At 66.9% G+C, this 22,213-nt stretch carries 27 protein-coding genes; 13 read left to right on the plus strand and 14 right to left on the minus strand.

All coding sequences use genetic code 11. From position 1 onward, the window contains the following. Window positions 1–6: 6 nt before the first annotated feature. The 3 genes from gph to HUT07_RS17065 are packed head-to-tail and all read right to left on the minus strand — an operon-like array spanning window position 7 to window position 2,443. Window positions 7–675 (minus strand): phosphoglycolate phosphatase, encoded by a 669-nt coding sequence (gph, locus tag HUT07_RS17055; protein WP_176022572.1) that lies wholly within the window; start codon window positions 673–675, stop codon window positions 7–9. A 50-nt stretch (window positions 676–725) separates the two neighbouring features. Next, window positions 726–1,517, minus strand: coding sequence for a class I SAM-dependent methyltransferase (locus HUT07_RS17060; RefSeq protein WP_176021906.1), 792 nt, complete (start codon window positions 1,515–1,517; stop codon window positions 726–728). Further along, on the minus strand, window positions 1,514–2,443 hold the full coding sequence (locus HUT07_RS17065) for a LysR family transcriptional regulator (RefSeq protein ID WP_176021907.1): 930 nt from the start codon (window positions 2,441–2,443) through the stop codon (window positions 1,514–1,516). Before HUT07_RS17065 ends, HUT07_RS17060 begins: the two co-directional genes overlap by 4 nt. 105 nt (window positions 2,444–2,548) lie before the next feature. Here HUT07_RS17065 and HUT07_RS17070 point away from each other — a divergent pair, with 105 nt between their 5' ends. Next, entirely contained in the window at window positions 2,549–3,187 is a 639-nt protein-coding gene (locus tag HUT07_RS17070) for an NAD(P)H-binding protein (protein WP_176021908.1), read from the plus strand. Window positions 3,188–3,351: 164 nt separating this feature from the next. Continuing rightward, window positions 3,352–4,263, plus strand: a complete 912-nt coding sequence (locus HUT07_RS17075) for an MBL fold metallo-hydrolase (protein WP_176021909.1) — start codon at window positions 3,352–3,354, stop codon at window positions 4,261–4,263. Between the two features lie 270 nt (window positions 4,264–4,533). Here the strand turns inward: HUT07_RS17075 and dinB are convergent, their stop codons facing one another. After that, the gene (gene dinB, locus HUT07_RS17080; protein WP_176021910.1) at window positions 4,534–5,604 is read right to left on the minus strand and encodes a DNA polymerase IV; all 1,071 of its coding nucleotides are present in this window, start codon (window positions 5,602–5,604) and stop codon (window positions 4,534–4,536) included. Window positions 5,605–5,795: 191 nt separating this feature from the next. On the opposite strand from dinB, the gene fabA reads away from it, so the two are divergent. Both fabA and fabB read left to right on the plus strand, forming a co-directional pair. Next, window positions 5,796–6,311 (plus strand): 3-hydroxyacyl-[acyl-carrier-protein] dehydratase FabA, encoded by a 516-nt coding sequence (gene fabA / locus HUT07_RS17085; RefSeq protein ID WP_004154008.1) that lies wholly within the window; start codon window positions 5,796–5,798, stop codon window positions 6,309–6,311. Beyond that, complete coding sequence (fabB, locus tag HUT07_RS17090) at window positions 6,311–7,519, plus strand: beta-ketoacyl-ACP synthase I (protein WP_176021911.1); 1,209 nt, start codon at window positions 6,311–6,313, stop codon at window positions 7,517–7,519. Before fabA ends, fabB begins: the two co-directional genes overlap by 1 nt. A 56-nt stretch (window positions 7,520–7,575) precedes the next feature. Here fabB and HUT07_RS17095 read toward each other — a convergent pair whose 3' ends face one another. Genes HUT07_RS17095 through HUT07_RS17105 form a run of 3 tightly spaced genes read right to left on the minus strand, consistent with a single transcriptional unit; the run spans window position 7,576 to window position 10,024 of the window. Beyond that, entirely contained in the window at window positions 7,576–8,259 is a 684-nt protein-coding gene (locus HUT07_RS17095; RefSeq protein ID WP_176021912.1) for an HAD family phosphatase, read from the minus strand. Further along, a complete protein-coding gene (locus tag HUT07_RS17100; protein ID WP_176021913.1) occupies window positions 8,256–8,957 on the minus strand; it encodes a pseudouridine synthase in 702 nt (233 codons plus the stop codon). The genes HUT07_RS17095 and HUT07_RS17100 overlap by 4 nt, the downstream gene beginning before the upstream one ends. Further along, on the minus strand, window positions 8,954–10,024 hold the full coding sequence (locus HUT07_RS17105) for a class I SAM-dependent methyltransferase (RefSeq protein ID WP_176021914.1): 1,071 nt from the start codon (window positions 10,022–10,024) through the stop codon (window positions 8,954–8,956). The genes HUT07_RS17100 and HUT07_RS17105 overlap by 4 nt, the downstream gene beginning before the upstream one ends. Window positions 10,025–10,182: 158 nt before the next feature. Between HUT07_RS17105 and HUT07_RS17110 the strand changes: the two genes are divergently transcribed. Continuing rightward, window positions 10,183–10,446, plus strand: coding sequence for a hypothetical protein (locus tag HUT07_RS17110; protein WP_176021915.1), 264 nt, complete (start codon window positions 10,183–10,185; stop codon window positions 10,444–10,446). Window positions 10,447–10,559: 113 nt separating this feature from the next. Here HUT07_RS17110 and HUT07_RS17115 read toward each other — a convergent pair whose 3' ends face one another. Continuing rightward, window positions 10,560–10,850 carry a DUF3247 family protein gene (locus HUT07_RS17115; protein WP_176021916.1) on the minus strand — a complete coding sequence of 97 codons (291 nt, stop codon included), beginning with the start codon at window positions 10,848–10,850 and terminating at the stop codon, window positions 10,560–10,562. 51 nt (window positions 10,851–10,901) lie between these two features. After that, on the minus strand, window positions 10,902–12,887 hold the full coding sequence (locus HUT07_RS17120; RefSeq protein ID WP_254898887.1) for an ATP-binding protein: 1,986 nt from the start codon (window positions 12,885–12,887) through the stop codon (window positions 10,902–10,904). Window positions 12,888–13,137: 250 nt separating this feature from the next. On the opposite strand from HUT07_RS17120, the gene HUT07_RS17125 reads away from it, so the two are divergent. Further along, complete coding sequence (locus tag HUT07_RS17125) at window positions 13,138–13,704, plus strand: DUF3016 domain-containing protein (protein WP_176021918.1); 567 nt, start codon at window positions 13,138–13,140, stop codon at window positions 13,702–13,704. Window positions 13,705–13,766: 62 nt separating this feature from the next. Here HUT07_RS17125 and alr read toward each other — a convergent pair whose 3' ends face one another. Then, window positions 13,767–14,837 carry an alanine racemase gene (gene alr / locus HUT07_RS17130; protein WP_176021919.1) on the minus strand — a complete coding sequence of 357 codons (1,071 nt, stop codon included), beginning with the start codon at window positions 14,835–14,837 and terminating at the stop codon, window positions 13,767–13,769. Then, window positions 14,816–16,120: a D-amino acid dehydrogenase gene (locus HUT07_RS17135; RefSeq protein ID WP_176021920.1), complete on the minus strand. Its 1,305-nt coding sequence runs from the start codon at window positions 16,118–16,120 to the stop codon at window positions 14,816–14,818. The genes alr and HUT07_RS17135 overlap by 22 nt, the downstream gene beginning before the upstream one ends. A 149-nt stretch (window positions 16,121–16,269) precedes the next feature. Here HUT07_RS17135 and HUT07_RS17140 point away from each other — a divergent pair, with 149 nt between their 5' ends. Continuing rightward, window positions 16,270–16,749: a winged helix-turn-helix transcriptional regulator gene (locus HUT07_RS17140; RefSeq protein WP_176021921.1), complete on the plus strand. Its 480-nt coding sequence runs from the start codon at window positions 16,270–16,272 to the stop codon at window positions 16,747–16,749. Window positions 16,750–16,806: 57 nt separating this feature from the next. Here HUT07_RS17140 and HUT07_RS17145 read toward each other — a convergent pair whose 3' ends face one another. After that, on the minus strand, window positions 16,807–16,962 hold the full coding sequence (locus HUT07_RS17145) for a lana protein (RefSeq protein ID WP_176021922.1): 156 nt from the start codon (window positions 16,960–16,962) through the stop codon (window positions 16,807–16,809). A gap of 434 nt (window positions 16,963–17,396) precedes the next feature. Next, entirely contained in the window at window positions 17,397–17,771 is a 375-nt protein-coding gene (locus HUT07_RS17150; protein WP_176021923.1) for a classical arabinogalactan protein 4, read from the minus strand. A gap of 137 nt (window positions 17,772–17,908) precedes the next feature. On the opposite strand from HUT07_RS17150, the gene msrB reads away from it, so the two are divergent. The 5 genes from msrB (at window position 17,909) to HUT07_RS17175 (ending at window position 21,192) form a co-directional block, all read left to right on the plus strand. After that, window positions 17,909–18,376 (plus strand): peptide-methionine (R)-S-oxide reductase MsrB, encoded by a 468-nt coding sequence (msrB, locus tag HUT07_RS17155; protein ID WP_176021924.1) that lies wholly within the window; start codon window positions 17,909–17,911, stop codon window positions 18,374–18,376. A gap of 101 nt (window positions 18,377–18,477) precedes the next feature. Then, entirely contained in the window at window positions 18,478–19,332 is an 855-nt protein-coding gene (gene motA / locus HUT07_RS17160; protein ID WP_012509934.1) for a flagellar motor stator protein MotA, read from the plus strand. Between the two features lie 3 nt (window positions 19,333–19,335). After that, complete coding sequence (gene motB, locus HUT07_RS17165) at window positions 19,336–20,274, plus strand: flagellar motor protein MotB (protein WP_176021925.1); 939 nt, start codon at window positions 19,336–19,338, stop codon at window positions 20,272–20,274. Window positions 20,275–20,393: 119 nt separating this feature from the next. After that, a complete protein-coding gene (locus HUT07_RS17170; protein WP_176021926.1) occupies window positions 20,394–20,903 on the plus strand; it encodes a hypothetical protein in 510 nt (169 codons plus the stop codon). A gap of 13 nt (window positions 20,904–20,916) precedes the next feature. Beyond that, entirely contained in the window at window positions 20,917–21,192 is a 276-nt protein-coding gene (locus tag HUT07_RS17175) for a DUF4031 domain-containing protein (RefSeq protein ID WP_059065859.1), read from the plus strand. Between the two features lie 137 nt (window positions 21,193–21,329). On the opposite strand, the gene HUT07_RS17180 is transcribed toward HUT07_RS17175, so the two are convergent. Then, window positions 21,330–21,872, minus strand: coding sequence for a hypothetical protein (locus tag HUT07_RS17180; protein ID WP_089238429.1), 543 nt, complete (start codon window positions 21,870–21,872; stop codon window positions 21,330–21,332). Window positions 21,873–21,962: 90 nt separating this feature from the next. On the opposite strand from HUT07_RS17180, the gene HUT07_RS17185 reads away from it, so the two are divergent. After that, window positions 21,963–22,211 carry a DUF3297 family protein gene (locus tag HUT07_RS17185; RefSeq protein WP_025878401.1) on the plus strand — a complete coding sequence of 83 codons (249 nt, stop codon included), beginning with the start codon at window positions 21,963–21,965 and terminating at the stop codon, window positions 22,209–22,211. Window positions 22,212–22,213: the final 2 nt, after the last annotated feature.

Here is a 22,213-nt window from a genome sequence, read left to right on the forward strand (position 1 = left end):
TCGGCTCTACACCGGAATGCCTGCAGCCAACCCTGGCAACTCGCGCAGGTCGTCGATCACTGCCACGGCGTGCGCGTTGTCCAGGTCCAGACCTCGCGGATAGCCATAACGCACCAGGGCGATCGGCATGCCGGCGTCCTCAGCGGCGCGGTAGTCGGTAAGCGAATCGCCAACCATCAGGCACGCCTCGACGGGCAGTTCAAAGTGTGCGGCGATATGCCGCAACGGCTCACCGCTGGGCTTGCGCTGCGGCAGGGAATCACCGCCCAGCACCAGCGCGAAGGCCTCGGCGATGCCCAGGTGCTGCAGCAAAGGCGGCACCAGGGCTTCGGGCTTGTTGGTGCAGATCGCCAGTGGTACGTTCAACGCGCGCAACTGCGTCAGCGCGCCCACGACGCCATCGAACAGCTGCGGGCTGCGCAGCAGGCATTCGCGGTAGTGGACCATGAAGGTCGGCATCACCGCTGCCAGGTCGATCTCGCGCCCGGCAGCCTGCACGGCCTGTTCGACCAGCCGGCGCACGCCGTCGCCGATCCAACCCAGAACGGTGGCTTCGGCTACGCGTGCGATGCCGATGTCCTCCAGCGTGCGGTTCAGTGCTTCGGCGATATCGGCAGCGCTGTCGACCAGCGTGCCATCGAGGTCGAACACGACCAGCGGATAGGGATACGACAAGGGACGGCTCACTCGTGCAACGTGGGGCCGTCCATTGTACGCCCGCGCTTTCAGCCGATCCGGCGTGCGCGGGTGGCCAGGAAGGTCGGCAGGTAGCGGTCGATCACGAAGCGCGGCTGCGGTTGCCAGTCTTCCATGAAGCGATCAATGACGAACCCGGCATCCAGCTGCCCGGCGATCAGATCAGCCAGGCTGTGGCCGAATGTCAGCGCTTCGCCACGGGCCAGCTTGGCCTCGCGCGCGGCTGGCTCCAGGTCTTCCAGGTCGGAATAGGGAATCGCGTACTGCGGGCGGATCAGGCCCTGCTCGCTCAACTGTGCGTCACGCGCAGCGACGAACACCACCGGATTGTAGAAGCTGGCCATCAGCAGGCCATCGCGGGCCAGCACCCGGTGGCACTCGGCCCACACCGGACGCACGTCGGGCACGTACAGGTTCGAGATGGGATGGAACACCACGTCGAAGCTGCCATTGGCGAAGGCCTGCAGATCGCGCATGTCACCCTGCACGGTGCGCAGCGACAGACCATCGCGGTCGGCCACGGCGCGGTCCTGCGCCAGCTGCCCGTCGGAAAGATCGAACACGGTCACCTCGGCGCCTGCCGCAGCAAGCACGGGCGCCTGCTGGCCCCCGGCCGAGGCCAGGCACAGGATGCGCCTGCCCCGCACATCGCCGAGCCAATCCAGCGGCAGCGCACGCGGCGTCAGGTGCACCTGCCAGCGCCCCTCGCGGGCGTCGGCAATCGTTGCGGCGTCCACCGGCCGCGACCACTCGCGCACCTCGCTGGCCTGGCGGTCCCAGGCCGCACGGTTGTGGTCGATCAACGCCTGTCCATGGTTCATGTGTTCTCCTTGCCCGAGGGGCGCCAGTCCAGATCCTGGAAGGCCGGGCTCGCGAAGCATTCGGCGAGGAAGTCCAGGAATCGCCGCATGATAGCGGGCTGTTGTCGACGCGACGCGTACACAGCATGAATGCCGAGCTCGTCCAGGCTGTACTCGGGCAGCAGTTCGATCAGTTCGCCACTGCGCAGCAGCGGTGCCACCTGGTAGGTCGGCAGCATGGCGATGCCGGCATTGGCGCGCACGGCCTCCAGCAGCAGCGATGCTTCATTGGCACTGATGTTGCCGCCCACCGCAACCGACAACGAGCGCCCTGCGCGATGCAGCTGCCATAGGCTCTTGCCAACGTAGTGATGGGTCAGGCAGTTGTGCGTGACGAGGTGTTCGGGCGCGGTCGGCGTGCCACGTACCTGCAGGTAGGCGGGCGTCGCGCACAGCACCGAGCGGCAGATCGCCAACCGACGGGCGATCAGGCTGGGATCGATCTGCCGCGCGATGCGCACGGCCAGGTCGACGCGCTCCTCCACCAGGTTGACCATGCGGTCCACCAGCAGCAGTTCGATGCGTGCGGCTGGATGGCGCTGCACGAACGCGGCCACCGCGCGCGCCAGATGGCTCTGCCCGAACGACACGCTGGCGGTGATGCGCAGCGTGCCGTGTGGCTCGGGATCGTCGCTGGCCAGCTCGCCCTGTAGTTCCTCGCCGATCGCCAGCATCTGCCGGAAGCGCGCCAACGCGGCTTCACCGGCTCCGGTCAGGCTCACCCGCCGCGTGGTCCGGTGCAGCAGCCGCGCACCCAGCCAGCCTTCTACTTCGGCCAGGTAGCGGCTGACCATCGCCCGCGACATGTCCAGCACCTCGGCGGCGGCGGTCAGGCTGCCGCGCTCGGCGACTTCGACGAACACGGTCATGGCGGTCAATCGGTCCATCTGCTCGATCCATGCAACAAACAAGCGCGTTATACGCTGTTTTTCGAGCGACTGCAGCGGCCTACAGTGGCCTCATTCCCCCGCCCTACCCCACGGAGTCCTGCCATGAAGATCGCCCTCGTCGGTGCCACCGGCAACATCGGCCGCCAGATCGCCCGCCACGCGCTGGCCAACGGCCACCAACTGACCGTCATCGTGCGCAGCGCGCAGGACCTGCCGGCCGAGCTGGCCGGCGCCCATCCGGTCATCGCCTCGCTGGATGACCAGGATGCCCTGGTCGCCGCCATCACCGGCCACGATGTGCTGGCCAGCGCCTATGGCCCGCGTCCGGGCGACGACATCGGTCGCGTCGGCGAGGTGGCCGCGCAGCTGGCCGATGCCGCCCGCAAGGCCAACGTGCCGCGTCTGGTGGTGGTCGGTGGTGCGGGCAGCCTGGAAGTCGCACCCGGCGTGCAGCTGGTCGATACCCCCAACTTCCCGGAGGCGTACAAGCCGTACGCACTGGCCCACCGTGAGGCGTTCAACCGCCTGCAGGCGGTGGATGACCTGGACTGGACCTTCTTCTCGCCGGCCGCCGAAATCGGCCCGGGTGAAGAGCGGGGCCAGTACCGCGTGCAGCTGAAGGCCTTCCTCGCCGATGCCAGCGGCCACAGCCGCATCAGCTACGCCGACTACGGCGCCGCGTTCGTCGCCGAACTGGAAGCGCGCAAGTACCCGAAGCAGATCATCACGGCCGCATATTGATCGACACGCTTGTTCTGTAGAGCCGAAGGCAACGGCAGGAGCCGTTGCCAACGTCGCTTGCGACGGCCCGCAGGGGGCCGGGCAAGGACGCCCGGCATAGCCCACGCTCGGCTCAACGCAAACATGCAGCCGAGCATGGCTCGGCTCTACACGAGGAATGCCCCATGCGAACCGCTGCCCTGCTGTTCCCCCTCGCGCTGGCTGCAGGCTTCGCCAGCACCCCGCTGCTGGCCGCGCCGGCCGCCCCTGCATCTGCCAGCGCTGCGAAATCCGAGCTGCGCCTGCAGACCTTCCATCCCGGCCCGCAGGCAATGTTCTCGGTGTCCTCGGTGCTGATCGAAGGGCGCAACGATGCGATCCTGGTCAACGCGCAGTTCGGTGCCGGCGATGCGCGCCGGCTGGTCGAGCAGATCCGCGCCAGCGGCAAGCAACTGACCACCATCTACATCAGCCATGGCGACCCGGATTACTACTTCGGCCTGGCCACCGTGCAGGACGCATTCCCGCAGGCGCGCATCGTCGCCACCGCGCAGACCGTGGCGCACATCCGAGAATCCCAGGCCGGCAAGCTGGCGTACTGGGGGCCGAAGATGGGCGCCGACGTTCCCGCACGCATCGTGGTGCCAGCCGTACTGGAAGGCGATGCACTGCAGCTGGAAGGCCAGCGCCTGCCGTTGATCGGCCTGGATGGCCCGACGCCGGACCGCAGCGTGCTATGGGTGCCGTCGCTGCGCGCGATCGTCGGTGGCATTCCGGTGGTGGCCGGCGAGCATGTGTGGATGGCCGATACGCAGACGCCGCAGTCGCATGCCGTTTGGCTGCGCACGCTGCAGCAGCTGCAGGCGTTGAAGCCGAAGGTGGTGGTGCCCGGTCATTACGCGGAGGGCGCGGCACTGGATGCCAGTGCGTTGCGCTTCACGGCGGACTACATCCGCGCCTTCGATGTTGAAACGGCCAAGGCCAAGGACAGTGCGGCGTTGGTGAGGGCGATGCAGGCGCGCTATCCGACGCTGGCGGGTGTGGAGTCGCTGCAGTTGAGTGCGAAGGTGGCCAAGGGCGAGATGCGGTGGCCGTAAGGTAGGGGGTCTTTTGCAGGGCTGCGCCCTGCACCTGCCGAATCAACGTCAACGTCAACAGCTGGGTATCCATGGGATGGCGGGGTGGGTCCGGTTGCGGGGGACGCTGCAAGTACGTCCCTGTAAGCTCGGTCGCGCCATCCATGGCGCTCACGCCCCCGCAACCGGACCCACCCCGCCTTCGACAGTTGGCCGCGATCTGTTGGAACCTGCTGCTGATGGAACCTGCTGCTGATGGTGGGTGCCGACCGTTGGTCGGCACGGCAATGATCAGTGCTCGAACAATTCGCCCTGCACCACCGCTTCCTTTTCGCGGAAACCACCGAGGCCGACGCCGACCAGGCGGTAGCGGGTGTCGGCGGGCAGGTCGACGCGGGCGCGCAGGGCCAGTGCGATGTCGCGCAGTTCGACCATCGATTCCGGCGGGCGTTCGGGGGTGAAGCTGCGGGTGAGGATGCGGAACTGCGCGGTCTTCAGCTTCAACACCACGGTGTGGCCGATGCGTTCGGTCTTGCGCGTGGCATGCCAGGTCTTCTCGGCAAGCTGCACGATCGCCTCAGTCAGGTCTTCCAGCAGCAGGTCCTCGGCGAAGGTGTCCTCGGAGGAGATCGACTGCACCTGCTGGTCCGGTTCCACCGGCCGTTCATCGATGCCGCGGGCGCGGTTGTACAGGCTGCGGCCGAAGCTGCCGAAGTTTTCTTCCAGATCCGGCAGCGTCCAGTTGCGCAGATCACCACAGGTGATGATGCCGCGCTCGGCCAGCTTGCCCTCCATCACCTTGCCCACGCCCGGCACGCTCTTCACCGGCAGGGTCAGCAGGAACGCGTCCACGCGCTGCGGCGGAATGACGAACTGGCCGTCAGGCTTGCGCCAGTCCGAGGCGATCTTGGCCAGGAACTTGTTCGGCGCGATGCCGGCTGAAGCAGTCAGGTTCGTCTCTTCGCGGATCTGCGCGCGGATGGTGCGGGCGATCTCGGTGGCCAGTTCGATGCCGCTCTTCGGCGCGGTCACGTCCAGGTAGGCCTCATCCAGGGACAGCGGTTCGACCAGATCGGTATGGCGCAGGAAGATCTCGCGCACCTGGCGTGACACGGCTTTGTAACGCGCGAAATCCGGCGGCACGAAGATCGCATCCGGGCACAGGCGCTCGGCGCGCAGTGCCGGCATCGCCGAACGCACGCCGAACACGCGCGCCTCGTACGAGGCGGCACACACCACCGAACGCGCGCCGCGCCATGCCACGACCACCGGCTTGCCGCGCAGTGACGGATCGTCGCGCTGCTCCACCGACGCGTAGAAGGCGTCCATGTCGACGTGGATGATCTTGCGCAGTGCGTTCATGTGTGGCCCACATGATACCTGCACCGTACCCGTCCAGACGCCGAAGTATGGTCGTTGTGCATCAACGGGATGCGTGGTTTCAGCTGAAAACACTACGCACGCGTACGGAAGCGCGGTTTGATATCCGCCTGATCCGTCGTGCATCCTCGGGAACTCGTTGCCTTGTTTTCGCTTCCAGGATTGCGCTTTCCATGACTCGTCTCCACGCGTTCAACCGCGACCAGCTGCTGGCCAGCGCACGCGGTGAACTGTTCGGCGCTGCCGCCGGCCGGTTGCCCAACGACCCGATGCTGATGTTCGACCGCATCACCGAAATCCGCGAGGACGGCGGACCGCATGGCAAAGGCATGGTACGCGCCGAACTGGATATCCGCCCGGACCTGTGGTTCTTCGGTTGCCACTTCATCGGCGACCCGGTGATGCCCGGCTGCTTGGGCCTGGATGCCATGTGGCAGTTGACCGGCTTCTTCCTCACCTGGCTCGGTGCCCCCGGCAAGGGCCGCGCCCTGGGCTGCGGCGAAGTGAAGTTCACCGGCCAGGTGCTGCCCGACGCCAAGCTGGTGCGCTACGAGATCGACATCAGCCGCGTCATCAACCGCAAGCTGGTGATGGCCCAGTCCGATGCCCGCATGTACGTGGATGACCGCGAAATCTACAGCGCGCGCGACCTGCGCGTGGGCCTGTTCACTGAAACCGGGAGCTTCTGATGCGTCGCGTCGTCATCACCGGCATGGGCATCACGTCCTGCCTCGGCAATGATCTGGATACCGTTTCGGCCGCCCTGCGCGAGAGCCGCGCCGGCATCACCGCGCTGGCCGACCACGCCGAAGCCGGCCTGCGCAGCCAGGTGGGCGGTCGCGTCGACCTCGACCTGGACGCGCTGATCGACCGCAAGCAGAAGCGCTTCATGAGCGACGCCGCTGCTTTCGCCTATCTGGCGATGGCCGATGCCATCACCGATGCGGGGCTGACCCCGGAACAGGTCAGTGGCCTGCGCACCGGCCTGATCGCCGGTTCCGGCGGCGGCTCCAGCGAATGGCAGGTGGGTGCGGTCGATCTGCTGCGCAGCCGTGGCGTGCGCAAGGTGGGCCCGTACATGGTGCCGCGCACGATGTGCTCGACGGTGTCGGCGTGCCTGGCCACTGCGTTCCAGATCAAGGGCGTCAGCTACTCGCTGTCGGCTGCCTGCGCGACCTCCGCACACTGCATCGGTGCCGCTGCCGACCTCATCCGTCACGGCGCACAGGACATCATGTTCGCCGGTGGCGGCGAAGACCTGCACTGGTCTATGAGCGTGATGTTCGATGCGATGGGGGCACTGTCCACCAGCTTCAACGAGACCCCCGCCAGCGCGTCGCGCCCGTATGACAAGGACCGCGACGGCTTCGTCATCGCCGGTGGCGGCGGCATGCTGGTGCTGGAGGATTACGACCACGCCGTGGCCCGTGGCGCACACATCCATGCCGAGCTGATCGGCTATGGCGTGACCTCCGATGGTGCCGACATGGTCGCGCCGTCCGGTGAAGGCGCCGTGCGCTGCATGAAGATGGCACTGCAGAACGTGGACCGTCCGCTGGATTACCTCAACACCCACGGCACCTCGACGCCGCTGGGCGACGTGACCGAGCTGGGCGCGATCCGCGAGGTGTTCGGTGATGCGATTCCGCCGCTGTCCTCGACCAAGGCACTGTCGGGCCATTCGCTGGGCGCTGCCAGCGTGCATGAAGCGATCTACTGCCTGTTGATGATGCGCGACGGCTTCGTGGCCGGTTCGGCCAACATCGGCGAGCTGGACCCGAAGGTGGAAGGCTTCCCGATCCTGCGCGAAAGCCGCGAGCAGAAGCTGGACACGGTGATGTCCAACAGCTTCGGTTTCGGTGGCACCAACGCGGCGTTGGTGTTCGGCCGCGTTTGATGTGAGGACGTGCCGACCAACGGTCGGCACCCACCATCACCCACCATCACCCATCGTTACCTGGGCAACAGCGGCAGCAGCAGCGCGTGGGCGTCCACCAGCGAGCCGACGATGCGGTGGCCCAGCGCGCGCAGTTCTTCATCGGGATGCACCAGGTCCGGCACCTGGATCACGGTCATGCCAGCCGCCAGCGCGGCACGCGTGCCCGCTGGGGAATCCTCCAGCGCCAGGCAGCGTTCCGGTGCCTTGCCCAGCCGCTGCGCCGCCAGCAGGTAGATGTCCGGTGCCGGCTTGGCCCGCGCCACGTCACCACCGGCAACCACCGCATCGAAGTACGGCAGCAACCCGGTCGCCGCCAGCTTGCGGTTGGCCCGCGGCTGCCGTGTCGAGGTCGCCACCGCACGCGGCACCGCGTGCGACTTCAGCAGCTCCAGCAGTTCCAGGATGCCCGGGCGCAGCGGCAGGCCGGTCTGGGTGCGTTCGTCGTACAGCTCATGGCAATGCGCGGCCATGGCCTCGATCATGCTGTCCTCGATGCCCTGCTGGCGCAGCAGCGCCTGGCTGTCGCGGTCGCCGAGGCCGACCATGCGCACGAAGAAGGTGGCATCCAGGGGCAGGCCGAACGCCTCCGCCGCCTCGCTCCAGCACGCGAGCGACACGCGCTCGCTGTCGATCATCAGGCCGTCCATGTCGAAGATGACGGCGTCGGGCAGGAACGGCAGCGCAGCGATGGCGGTCATGGAGCGAACAGCGTATCCAGATCGGTGGAGGTCAGCAGCCGCCATTGCCCTTCGGCCAGTCCCTGCAGGTCCAGGCCACCGACACGGCTGCGATGCAGTGCCTGCACGTGGTTGCCTGCGGCAGCGAACATGCGGCGTACCTGATGGTAGCGGCCTTCGTGCAGTACCAGGCGCGCTTTGCGCGGGCCCAGTACCTGCAGTTCAGCCGGCAGCAGGGGCGTCTTCTCCGCCTCCAGCATCAGCGTGCCGCTGGCAAACAGCGCCACCTCGTCACCGCGCAGGTCTTCGGCCAGCTCCACGTCGTAGACCTTGGGCAGCTTCGACTTCGGCGAGATGATCCGGTGCAGCAGGTTGCCGTCATCGGTCAGCAGCAGCAGGCCGCTGGTCTCGCGGTCAAGTCGGCCAACGGTGGACAGCACCGGGTCGCGGTCGCGGAAGCGCGGCGGCAGCAGGTCGTAGATCAGGCGGCCTTTGTCCTTGGTCGAACAGGTGTAGCCGGCCGGCTTGTACATCGCCAGCGACAGGCCCACCGGCGGATCCAGCGGCTCGCCATCGACGCGCACGGCTTCATGCGGTACCTGGTCGTCGGCATACAGCACCTCACCGTCAGCGTCGGTGACGCGGCCTTCGCGGAACATCCACTGCACCTGCTTACGGCTGCCGTAGCCGAGGTTGGCGATGTGCTTGACCAGCTTCACCGGCCCTTCCCCTTGCCCTTGACTGCCTCGACCAGCTTGAAGCCATCGCGCTCGGCAACCACGCGCACCGCGCCGAAGCTCTCGTTGAGCGTGTACTCGTACGGCAGGTGGCGGTTGGCCACCACGTACAGGCGTCCACCCGGACGCAGTGCCTGCGCGGCCACGGCGATGAAGCGCTGGCCGATATCCGGACGGTCTGCGCGCGAGGGCGTGTGGAACGGCGGATTGCTGATGATGACGTCGTAATCCGGTTCGATGCCGGCGGTGACATCGCGCCACAGGAAGCGCAGCGGCACCGGGCGCGGCGGCGGCGCCAGATTGAGTTCGGCCAGGTCCAGCGCGCGCTTCTCGGCCTCGTACAGGTCCAGCGCGGTGATCTTCGGGCAGCGTTCCAGCAGCTCGCGCGACAGGTAGCCGTAGCCAGCACCGAGGTCAGCGGCACGCCCGGCCAGGTCAGCGGGCAGATGCTCGGCCAGCAGGGCCGATGCCGGGTCGATGCGGTCCCAGGCAAACACGCCGGGACGGCTGAGAAAACGGCCGCCGACGATCGGCCGCACCGCGTCCAGGCTGCCCCAGCGCTTGGCCACGTCCGCATCGTGCTGGCCCTGCAACGGTGCGGTCCAGAACACGCGGCAGTGGTTCTTGGTCAGGCTGCCGCCGAGGCCGGCCAACTGCTTCAGGTCGCCTTCGCCGGAACGTGCACCTTCGTTGTTGTGCTGGCAGGCCACGATGCGGCCTCCCTCGGCGACCAGCGCCAGGGCGCGGGCGAACAGCGCGCGGGCTTCCTCGCGCTGGCGCGGCGGCAGCACCAGCACCAGCGGGTAACGGCCGCGGCCGGCAGCATCATCCAGCTGCCCGCTGACGGTCCAGCCAGCGGCCTGCTGCAGCGGCTGCGCGAACGGGGCGAAGCTCTGCTCGCAGTCCACCTCGCGGCCACCGGCCTGCTCGCGCAGGGGCCAGCCGTCACGGGCGCGCAGGAAGGCCACCGGACCCTCCGGCCAGCGCAGGGCACCGCTGGAGAACGGCAGGAACAGGGTCTGCAGGGGGGCGTCGTCGCTGGATGCCATCGGCGCGGGTACTGGAAGCGTGAGGGCCGTCCATTGTACCGGCTTGTCCGGCCCTGGCCCCTGGCCGTCGCTTTGCGAAACTTCAACGTTGCCTTGATGCCGCAGCAACATGCCAGCGTTCAGGGTAGAAGCTCCCCCGCAACTCCTGGAGATCCTGCATGCGTGCCTTGTTCGTCGGAGGTGTTGTCGACAACAGTGAAATGGACCTGGAAGGCAGCCATCCCCCCGTGCATTACCCCGAGGACACCGGCGGCGGCCATTCCCGCTATCGCCTGCACCAGGTCGGCCACGGCGCCGATGGCAGCGTGGCCTACGCCGTGTATGGCGCACCGGATCTGGCCGACGAGGAGGTGGCGCGGGTCGCCGAGGAGCGCGCCTATGCGCGCAGGTTCGAGGCAAAGGCCACGCTGTTCGAGCACTGATTGCCGCAGATCGTCGCAGCCACGCATGGCGTGGCTCTACTGATGATGCCGTCGCCGTAAATCCACGCCATGCGTGGATGCAGCCATCCGCAGATGCCGCCGGCAGGTTGCCGTCAGGGCCTCGGCGGCAGTCTGCGGATGCTGGCGATTTCGTCCAGCCACACGTGATGCTGCTGCACCGGTGTATCGAGATCGTCCAGCCGCAGCTGGCCATTGCTGCCTTCGTCGCCGGCCTCGTTACGGTACTGCTGCAGTGTCGGCTGCACCGCCACCGTGCCCAGAAGGCGGCGGCCATCATGCAGGGTCAGCTGCACCTCGGTTTCCCCCTGCAACTGCGGCAGCAGGGATTCCAGGCGCGCGATCTGCGCGGCATCGGTATGGATCCGGGGAGCAATACGGGACATCGACGACCTCCTGCGTGCAGGCGTGCAGGGTCGCCGATGGGCCGTGAATGCTCAGTGCAGCAGGTTGTCCCCGCGCGTGGCCTGCACGCGCCGCACCACACCCACCAACTGGGCCACCGAATACGGCTTGGCCACATGCTCCTGGAAGCCCGAGGCCAATGCACGGCGACGATCATCTGCACGCGCCAGCGCCGTCACCGCCACCGCCGGCAGTGCCGCGGCATCCACGCCCAGGTCCTCGCGCAGCGTGCTCACCAGGCCATAGCCATCCATGCCTGGCATGCCGATGTCGGTCAGCAGCACGTGGTACTGCAGGTGGCCATTGTCGGCCAACAGCGCCAGTGCCTCGCCCGCCGAACTGGCCGCAGACACGCTGGCGCCCTGCTCTTCCAGCATGCGCCGCAGGTACTCCAGCACTTCTGGCTGGTCTTCCACTGCCAGCACATGCAGGCCGCGCAGCGGATACGGTTCGACCACCATCGGCTCCAGGATCGGACCGCTGACCACCTCACGCAGCGGGCGCCGCTCGGCATCGGGCAAATGCTGCGGCAGGCGCACGGTGAAGGTGGCGCCGTGACCGTGGCCATCGCTGGCCGCGCTGACCGTGCCGCCGTGCAGTTCGACCAGCTGCTGCACGATCGCCAAGCCCAGTCCCAGACCGCCATGGCGGCGGGTGGTGGTGCCGTCGGCTTGGCGGAATCGGCTGAACAGGTGATTCAGGAACTCCGGTGCGATGCCGTCGCCGGTATCGCGCACGGTGATCGTCCAATAGTTGCCATCGGCCTGCAGCTGCACGTCGATGCGGCCTTCGGCCGGAGTGAATTTGATCGCGTTGGACAGCAGGTTCCAGAACACCTGCTGCAGCCGGGTGGCGTCGCCCAGCACCTGGCAGGCCTGCGCCGGCAGCTGCAGGGTGACATCCAGCGCCTTGCCCTCGGCGACCAGCTCCTGCGCGCCCATCGCTTCGTTCAACTGGTCGCGCAGGTCCAGCACTTCCACTTCCAGCTGCACCTTGCCCAGCAGCATGCTGCTGAGATCGAGCATGTCCGAGATCAGCCGCTTCTGCGCGGTGGCGCTGTTGGCGATCACGCCCAGGCCCTTGTACAGCGGACTGGTGGAATCCACGCGCTGCAGCAGCAGTTCGCTCCAGCCCAGGATCGTGGTCAGCGGCGTGCGCAGCTCGTGCGACAACGTGGCCAGGAACTCGTCCTTCAGCCGCGCCATGTTTTCCGCGGCGCTGCGCGCGGCACGCTCGGACTGCAGCAGCTCCTCGCGCGCCAGTTCGATCTCGCGACGCTCGGTAACGTCCGGGCTGCTGCCGGCCAGACCGATGAAACGGCCCATCCGTGAGAAGCGCGGACGGGCGTTCATTTCCAGCCAGCGCCACTGCCCATCGGCGCGCCGGGCGCGTACCAGCGCGTGCATCGAACGCTGCGCTTTCAGCGCTTCCAGCAGTTCGTATTCGAACACCGAGGCATCATCGGGATGCACCAGGCCACGCCAGACATCTTCCGGCACACGGTTCTCGTCGCCGCCGAAGAACTCGCTGAAGGCGCTGTTGACGAAGCGGGCGTGGCCGCGCTCGTCCAGCACCCACACCGGCATCGGCAGGCCATCGGCCAATGCGCTGAAACGGGCCTCGCTCTCGCCCAGCTCCACTTCCATCTGCTTGCGTGCGGTCACATCGAAGAACAGGATGCCGACCTTGTCCTCGCCGGGCTGCCCCACCCGCACTGCATCTACCGCGAACGAGCGGCCAAGTGCGCGTGCATCCATCTCGAACTGGGCCGGCCGCCCGGTCCGCGCCACCTCGCCATAGATGCGGAACCAGTCGCCTTCATGCTGCGGCTCCAGCGCGCTCATGCGCTTGCCGCAGGCATCCTTCAGGCCGGTGTGGCGCTCGAACGCATCGTTGACCTCGAGGAAGCGGTAATCGATCGCCTCGTCACCGTCGAACAGCACCTGGATCACACAGAAACCTGCGTTGATGCGGTCCAGCACGCCATGGTGCAGGTCGGGTTCGGGCGTCGGCACCATCAAGGGTGAGCGCTCCACGAGGGGCGGCAATGTGGACAAGGGCGTGGTGAGGAAAAGACCGGATGGAGGTACAGCATCTTCCAGAGGGCGTATTCACAGCGTCAAGCGCCGTCAGTCAGGGTTGACGACCATGAATTGGCGGCAACTGTTGACGCATTTGACGCTATTGGCCATTGCTGCGGCCCCTCGGCGGGATCAGACTCGTTCCGAGATCATCATCCTCCCCACTTCGGGGACGCAGGAGACTGCCATGAAAGGTTCGCTTTCAACCGCCCTGCTGCTGGCAGGCATGCTTGCCGCGGGCAGCGTGACCGCCGCGCCGCAGACGGTGACGGCGCCGGATGCACCGCGCGCGCTGCAGGCCGATGGCCCGGTCAGCGTGAAGTGGGACGATCCGGCGAAATTCACCGAGATCCGCCAGACCAGCAACCGCTTCGAGGCTGAACGCGGGGACTGGGTGCAGCAGCTGGCACGCTACGTACAGACCAGCGCCGCCAAACCCTTGCAGGCCGGACAGACGCTGGACGTGACTCTGGTCGATATCAAGCGCGCAGGCGACTACGAACCCTGGCATGGTCCGCGTGGCAGCGATATCCGGATCATGCGTGATATCTACCCGCCGCGGATCACCCTGCAGTACACCCTGAAGGACGCCAGTGGGCGCATCATCGATGAAGGCGACGCACGCCTGAGCGACAGCGGCTACCTGCACAACATCGGCCTGAAGAGCGATACCGATCCGCTGCGCTATGAAAAGCGCCTGATCGATGATTGGGTGAAGCGTCAGCTGACCTCGCGCGTTACCGCTGCGCGGTAGGTGTCGACCTTGGTCGACACGCATTCAAAGCGCCGACCAAGGTCGGCCGCTACCAGCGCCGGTCAATCCTGGTAGACGCGTGCCACGCGCTTGACGCCGCACGGCAGCTGGTAGGCACTGACACCGCAGCGCGGCGCCAGCTCGGACAGCGTCGGCGCAGTTCCCCACAGTTCCACAACGCTGCCGACGCCCGCCTGCGCATGCGCGGTCAGGTCCACGGTCAGCATGTCCATCGACACGCGGCCGATCAGCCCACCGGGCTGGCCATCGATCAGCAGCGGGGTGCCATTGGGCGCGAACTGCGGATAGCCATCGGCATAGCCCAGTGCGACCACGCCCACGCGCGTGCGTGCCTTGGCCACGAAGCGCGCTCCGTAGCCGACCGGCTCACCGGCCTCGATCCAACGCTCGGCGATCACCTTGGACTGCATCGTCATCACCGGGCGCAGGCGCGCGGTGAGTTCGCTGTTGTCCGGCAGCGGATTGGCGCCGTACAGCATCAGCCCCGGGCGCACCCAGTCACTGCGTACGTCGGGCCAACCCAGCAGCGCCGGCGAATTGCAGATACTGGTCTCGCCTTCCAGACCTGCAATGGCCTCGACGAAGGTGGCGGCCTGTTCATGGGTGCGCTCGCTGTCCAGCTCATCAGCGCGTGCCAGGTGGGTCATCAGTACGATCCGCGCCACCTGCGGCAGTGCGGACAAACGTGCGTGCGCGGCGCGGAACCCGGCAACGTCCAGGCCCAGCCTGTGCATGCCGCTGTCCAGCTTCAGCCACACCGTCAGCGGACGCGGGCTGTCGAACGCGGCCAGCGCGTCCAGCTGCCACGGCGAACCCACCGAGAACCACAGGTCATGCTCGGCCACCAGCGCCATCTCGCTGGGTTCGAAAATGCCTTCCAGCAGCAGGATCGGTGCACGGATGCCGGCCTGGCGAAGTTCCAGTGCCTCTTCGATCGTGGCCACGCCAAAGCCGTCGGCCTCGCCTTCCAGCGCCTGCGCGCAGCGCACCGCACCGTGGCCGTAAGCATCGGCCTTGATGATCGCCAGCGCCTTGCCACCACCCAGTTCACGGGCCAGACGATAGTTGCTGCGCAGTGCGCCCAGGTCGATCAACGCGCGGGCAGGACGCATGTGCGGCTCTCATGTTGCGGGGCGTGGCGGTACTGGCCGTAGCGGAAGATATCCAGGCCTTCGGTGCTGATCTGCGGCTGGCGCGCGCTCATCAGGTCGGCCAGGTAGCGGCCCGAGCCGCAGGCCATGGTCCAGCCCAGCGTGCCGTGGCCGGTGTTGAGGAACAGGTTGCGGAACGGCGTGGCGCCGATCACCGGCGTACCGTCGGGCGTGGCCGGGCGCAGGCCGGTCCAGAACTCGGCCTTGGCCAGGTCACCGCCTTTCGGGTACAGATCGCGCACCACCAGCTCCAGCGTCTCGCGCCGGCGCGGCGACAACGACAGGTCGAAGCCAGCCACTTCGGCCATGCCGCCGACGCGGATGCGGTTGTCAAAGCGGGTCACCGCAACCTTGTAGCTTTCGTCGAGGATGGTCGAGGTGGGCGCCATCGCCGGGTCGGTGATCGGCAGGGTCAGCGAGTAGCCCTTCAGCGGATACACCGGCAGGCGCATGCCCAGCGGCGCAACCAGTCCCGGCGAATAGCTGCCCAGTGCGACCACGAAGCGGTCTGCGGTTTCCAGTTTGCCGCCGATGCGCACGCCGGTGATGCGGTCACCGTCGAATTCCACGCCGGTGATGTCCTGGTCGTAACGGAACTCGACACCCGCTTCGGCCGCCATCTGCGCCAGGCGGCGGGTGAACAGCTGGCAGTCGCCGGTCTGGTCGCGCGGCAGGCGCAGTGCGCCCACCAGGCCATCGACGTGGGCCAGCGCGGGCTCGGCCTTGATGATGCCGGCGCGATCCAGCACTTCGTACGGCACGCCGTACTGGGCCAGGATCTCGATGTCCTGCGCCGATGCGTCCAGCTGCTGCTGGGTGCGGAACAGCTGGGTGGTGCCCAGGTCGCGCCCTTCGAAATCGATGCCGATCTGCGCACGCAGCTCGTTCAGGCAGTCGCGGCTGTACTCGGACATGCGCACCATGCGCGCCTTGTTGATCGCGTAGCGCTCGTGGGTGCAGTTGCGCAGCATCTGCCACAGCCAACGGTACTGGGCCAGGTCCATGCCCGGCTTGATCGCCAGCGGCGCGTGCTTTTCGAACAGCCAGCCGATCGCCTTCTTCGGCACGCCCGGGGCGGCCCACGGCGAGGTGTAACCGAAGGACAGCTGACCGGCATTGGCGAAGCTGGTTTCCAGCGCGGGACCGGGCTGGCGGTCGACGACCGTGACTTCAAACCCGGCCTGTCGCAGGTACCAGGCACTGGTGGTGCCGATCACGCCGCTGCCGAGAACTAGGACTCGCATGGAAATTCTCCAACCCGATCATTCCCTGCTTTTGAGTGCGCAGGGGCCATAATCGGGGAAGTATATTCTTCCATTCCCAGGTGATTTGCCTGATTTCAGGAAGACATGCAGGATGTTTCCCTGTGATTCATTCCCCGAGGTTGACGGCCATGACCACCCGCCCCCGCGAACTGGACAAGATCGACCGCAAGATCCTGCGCATCCTGCAGGGCGAAGGCCGCATTTCCTTCACCGAGCTGGGCGAACGGGTTGGTCTGTCGACCACGCCGTGCACCGAACGCGTGCGCCGGCTGGAGCGCGAAGGCGTCATCACCGGCTATCACGCTCATCTGGACCCTTCAGCGCTGAAGGCCAGTCTGCTGGTGTTCGTGGAGATCAGCCTGGCCTACAAGTCCGGTGACATCTTCGAGGAGTTCCGGCGGGCGGCACTGAAGCTGCCCAACGTACTGGAATGCCATCTGGTGTCGGGCGATTTCGATTACCTGTTGAAGGCACGCATCAGCGAGATGGCTTCGTATCGCAAGCTGCTTGGCAGCACCCTGCTGACCCTGCCGCATGTGCGTGAATCGAAGAGCTACATCGTGATGGAGGAGGTCAAGGAGACCTGGACACTGCCGATTCCCGATTGAAGCGACGGGCGGCAGCGGGGCCAGACCCCGTACAACGGGCTCTGGCCCCTGGCTGCATCAGCGCTGCTGCGGGTTCTTCATGGAGCCCTGTTGCGGGTGCTTCTTCTGCTGCTCGTTCGGCTGCTGTTGCTGTTGCTGCTGCTGGCGCTGCTGTTCCTGCGGTGCTTTGCCCTGCTGTTCCTTGCCGGGATGACGGTTCTGCTGGTTGCTCATGATCGTGTTCCAAGGGGACAAGGGAAGTGCGACGGCGGGGATGCCGGCGCAGGTCCACCGTGGTCCTGACGCGGTTAATCGCAGGCGAAAAACGGGTGATGCGGGGCGTGCAGGGCAGGTGCTGTTTTCCGGCGTTCATGTGGGTTTCCTGCCAACGGCTGAGCCCCTCGTGGCTGGGCCGGAGTGTGTTGCTGCGGGTGGGCCGGGTGCAGTGCTGCGGGTAGGCCGGGCGGGTGGGCTGTGCAGGGGACGCCGTGAATACGTCCCTGTAGGCTCGGGCGCGCCATCCATGGCGCTTACGCCCCTGCACAGCCCACCCGCCCGGCCACGGACAGTTCCGGCGGTGTCCAGCCACGGAAAAGAAAAAGAAAAAAAGAGCGACAGCGGGTCGCTGCGCTCTTTTTGGGTTGCGCGGTTGGTTGCAGGCGCTGGGGTCAGCGCTTGATCTGCTGGCCGTCGCCGGTGGGTACGCTGTCGTAGTAACGGCCGGTGCGCGAGTCGAACACGCGGTTCGGGCCGACCGGTTTGACGCCGGGCACGATGCGGCCATTGCGGTCGTAGACCTTGTCCGGCAACGCCGGTGCGGGCGTGGGGGTCACCTGGGCGGGGCCGGTCGAGCGGATCGGCTGTGCCGGCTGCGGCGAGGGCAACACTTGCGGCTGCGGGCGCGCCGCCTGCGGTGGCGGTGCCACGGGCGGTGGCGCCACCGTCGCGCTGCTGCGGGTGGCGGTTGGATTGCCGGTGGGCACCTGCGCCTGGGCGAGCAGAGGCAGCAGGGCCGACAACAGCAGGACAAGGCGGGGTTTCATGGCGCGCTCCAGGGTGGACCGCGTTCACCCTGCGCCTGCCCCTGTGTGCCAGCCATGAACGGCCATCACACTTGCAAGCGCGTGTTCACACCCCCACGTCTGCGGCATCCCAGGCCACAACCCCACGGAGAGCCGGCATGAGCGCTTTCGATCTGACGCCCCCCACCGCCACGCAGACCGAAGCCCTGGTCGCCGGGCTGAGCGCCGAGGAGCGCCGCGTGCTGCTGCAGCACGGCACCGAGGCGCCCTTCTGCGGGGTGTTCCTCGACAACAAGCGCGAAGGCGTCTACTGCTGCCGGCTGTGCGCGCTGCCGCTGTTCCGCTCCAGCACCAAGTTCGATTCGGGCACCGGCTGGCCCAGTTTCTTCGCCCCGTTCGATCCGGCGCATGTGCGCGAGATCCGCGACACCAGTCATGGCATGGTCCGCACCGAGATCACCTGTGCCCGCTGCGGCAGCCACCTGGGCCACGTCTTCCCGGACGGCCCGCCGCCTACCTACGAGCGCCACTGCCTGAACTCGGTCTCACTTTCGTTCACCGGCAACGGCGAGCCGTGGCCCGATCCGCTGCAGCGTGGCGGCGCGGAAGCCGGCGTGGCGGGCTGAGACCCGCCGAAATGGCCCGCTGACCGACTTCACAGAATTCCCTCTTCAGAAACACCGGTGTCAGGCCGACAAGGAGATATCCCCCCTCCTTGCGTCGCGCCATGCTCATCATCGTTGGATTCCTGGTCGTCATCATCAGCGTGCTGGGCGGCTACCTCGGCGCACACGGCCGCCTTGGGGCGCTGTGGCAGCCTTACGAACTGGTCATCATCGGCGGTGCCGCACTGGGTGCGTTCCTGGTCGGCACCCCGGCCAAGACGGTCAAGCAGACGCTGCAGGCGATGGTCGGCGTGTTCAAGGGCCCGCGCTACAAGCAGCAGGACTACATCGATGTCCTCAGCCTGGTGTACGAACTGCTCAACAAAGCCCGCCGCGAAGGCTTCATGGCGCTGGAAGACCACGTCGAGCGCCCGGCCGAAAGCGCACTGTTCGGCAACTACCCGAAGGTGCAGGCCGACCACCACCTGATCGACTTCATCACCGACTGCCTGCGCCTGATGATCGGCAGCAACATCGAGCCGCACGAGCTGGAACCGCTGCTGGAGCTGGAGCTGGAGAAGCACCACGCCGAAGCCATGGCACCGTCGCAGGTACTGACCAAGGTCGCCGACGGCCTGCCCGGTTTCGGCATCGTCGCGGCGGTGCTGGGCATCGTCATCACCATGGGCTCGATCGGCGGTGACATCGTCGAAGTGGGTGGCCACGTGGCCGGCGCGCTGGTCGGTACCTTCCTCGGCATCCTGCTGGGCTATGGCTTCGTCGGCCCGATGGCCTCGGCGATGGAAGCCCGTGCCGAGCAGGACAGCCGCATCTACGAGTCGGTGAAGACCGCCCTGCTGGCCTGCCTGCGCGGCTACAACCCGAAGATCGCGCTGGAGTTCGCCCGCAAGACGCTGCCGTCGAACGTGCGCCCGGCGTTCTCCGACTTCGAGCAGCACCTGAAGACGGTCAAGTAAGCCATGGCCGAGACCAAGCCCACCGTCATCGTCCGCCGGGTCAAGAAGGCCGGCCACGCCGCCCACCACGGCGGCTCGTGGAAGGTGGCCTATGCCGACTTCGTGACCGCGATGATGGCCTTCTTCCTGGTGCTGTGGCTGATGGCCAGCACCAGCAAGCCCGAGCGCGCGGCCATTTCCGAGTACTTCCGCAACCCCAGCCCGCTGGTTGGCTCCAGCGCGACACCAGCGCCGGGCATGGCCGGACCGGGCGGTGCCAGCACCTCGATGATCAAGCTGGGCGGTGCCACCGATGTCTCGCGTGGCAACAGCAACGATCCCTTCCAGAACCAGCAGAAGTCGATTCCGCAACCAGTGGACGAACAGCAGCGCGACAAGCAGCAGCTGGAAGCGCTGATGAAGGAACTGCAGGAGGCGATCAGCCGCAGCCAGGCGCTGGAACCGTTCAAGGACCAGCTGCTGCTGGACCTGACCCCGGAAGGCCTGCGCATCCAGATCGTGGACAAGCAGAACCGGCCGATGTTCGACCTCGGCAGCGCCACCCTGAAGCCATACACGCAGCAGATCCTGCACGAACTGGCCGAGTACCTGAACCACGTGCCGAACCGGATCAGCCTGACCGGCCACACCGACATCACCGCCTATTCGGCCGCGCGCGGCTACGGCAACTGGGAACTGAGCGCCGACCGTGCCAATGCCGCGCGTCGCGCGCTGATCGATGGCGGCATGGACGACAGCAAGATCACCCGCGTGGTCGGCCTGTCTTCGTCGGTGCTGTTCGACAAGGCCGACCCGCAGAACCCGATCAACCGCCGCATCAGCATCGTGGTGATGACCAAGGCCGCCGAAGAGGCCGCGCTGGCCGGCGCCGGGCCGCAGGTGGGCCTGTCGGCAACCACCGTGGACCCGGACGTGCAGGCCGCGCAGGCGCCAGCAAAGTAATAGGTGGGTGCGGACCTTGGTCCGCACATCCGGGAAAGGCGTGCGGACCAAGGTCCGCACCCACCCATGGTGATGCCGCTTACAATGGCGGTCTTTCCGATTCCAGGTGATCCCACCCCATGTCCCAGTCCTCCAAGGCCAAGCGCGACAAGCGCAAGAAGCACCAGGCCAAGCGCCCGTTCCTCCGTCTGAACGCCCAGCAGCAGGTGCAGAACCATGCCGTGCTGGTGAACGAAGACGGCCAGGCCGTGGCTGCCATCGGCCTGCAGGGCCGCGAGTGGCTGCTGGCCATCGGCGGCCAGACCATGGGCAACGCCGACAACCCGGTGCCGATGCTGGCCATGCTCAAGCACCTGTCCAACGTGCAGGAAGCTGAAGGCCGCAAGGTCACCCTGGAGTATTCGGAGCTGATGCAGAAGCTGCTCGACACCCTGGCCGCCGAAGCGGGCCAGACCGGCGAGGAGTACCTGGACAAGCTGGTGGCCGAGTTCGCCAGCGAGCAGGCTGAAGACGCAGCCGCCGAAGGCGAAGCTGCCGATGAAGCGGCTGCAGACACTGCCGGCGCCGAAGGCGCTGCCGACGCCGAGGCCGCTACGGCCGCCGACGCCGACGGCAAGCCGCAGGCCTGATCCGGCTGCGGCGGTGTCGGTCTACGTCGATGACGCGGTGCATCCCTGGCGCGGTCAGCGCTGGGCGCACCTGATGGCCGACACCCTGGCCGAGCTGCACGCGATGGCGGCGCAGCTCGGCATTCCGCCACGGGCCTTCCAGAACAAGGCCAGCGGGGCGCACTACGATGTCACCGCCGAACTGCGCGCGCAGGCGCTCGCACTGGGTGCGGTGGCCATTTCCCGGCACGTGGATCGCGCGCAGGTGAAAGCGGTGATCGCCAATGCCAGGGCGCAGTACCGGCCGTAGGCCGCGCCCAAGGAACACGAGGGCGCGATTGGCATGAACGCATCGCAATGCGCGCGGAACCTGCCGCGACACATTGGACACGATTCATCCAGCGCGGCGAGAAGCCGCCGGGCATGGCCCGGCGCTACCGGTGACGCTCAGAACGGGTCGCTGCCCAGCCGCACTTCCACGTTCAGCAGCGAGCACAGCGCCAGCAGGGCGTCGTCATCGCGGGTCAGCGCCATCCAGCCACTGAAGCCCTCGTTGCCGGCATCCACGCTCCACAGCGTGTAGTTGTGCTCACGCAGGCGGTCGAAGGCGGTGCTCATCAGCTGCACGCCGTCCAGGTCTGCGGCAAAGTCCTCATCGTCCAGGTCGCCACCCCAGTCCAGCTGCAGGTTGAAGCGCGCCGACAGCTCGTTTACCGCCGACTGCAGCGAATCGAAGTCATCACGCTCGACCTCGAAGCCGGACTGCCAGGCGATGGCGGTGAACAGCGCCGGCAGCCAATCGCTGTCGGCTTCCAGCGGCTGTCCGTCCTCGGACAGATGCTCGCGCCAGCGGTTGAACTGCTGCAGGGCCAGCTCTTCGTCGCCCGGATTGATCAGCACGAGCAGGTTCCAGACCCGCGCCTCGAAGTCGTCCTCGTCGAAATCGTGGGCGTCTTCCTCGAAGTCGAAATAGTCGCTGTTGTCAGGCATGGCGGAACGTCCTCGGGAGCAGGTGGGCATTCTACGGTTTATCCTGTACCGCTGAAGCCGGCCGTGGTGGCCGTCACTGTGAATGAAGCGATGAGCGATACCCCTCCCGACCACCTGGCGATCAACCCGGCCAGCCCCTTCCACGATGCGCAGGCCCTGGAGCGCGGCGTTGGCGTGCGCTTCAATGACGTCGAGCGCGACAACGTCGAGGAATACTCGGTCAGCGAAGGCTGGATCCGCGTGCAGGCCGGCAAGGCCCGCGACCGTCGCGGCAACCCGATGACCATCAAGGTCAAGGGCAAGGTCGAGGCGTATTTCCTGGAACAGAAGCCGGAATAAGG

The sequence above is a fragment of the Stenotrophomonas sp. NA06056 genome, from assembly GCF_013364355.1.
Taxonomy (GTDB): Bacteria; Pseudomonadota; Gammaproteobacteria; order Xanthomonadales; family Xanthomonadaceae; genus Stenotrophomonas.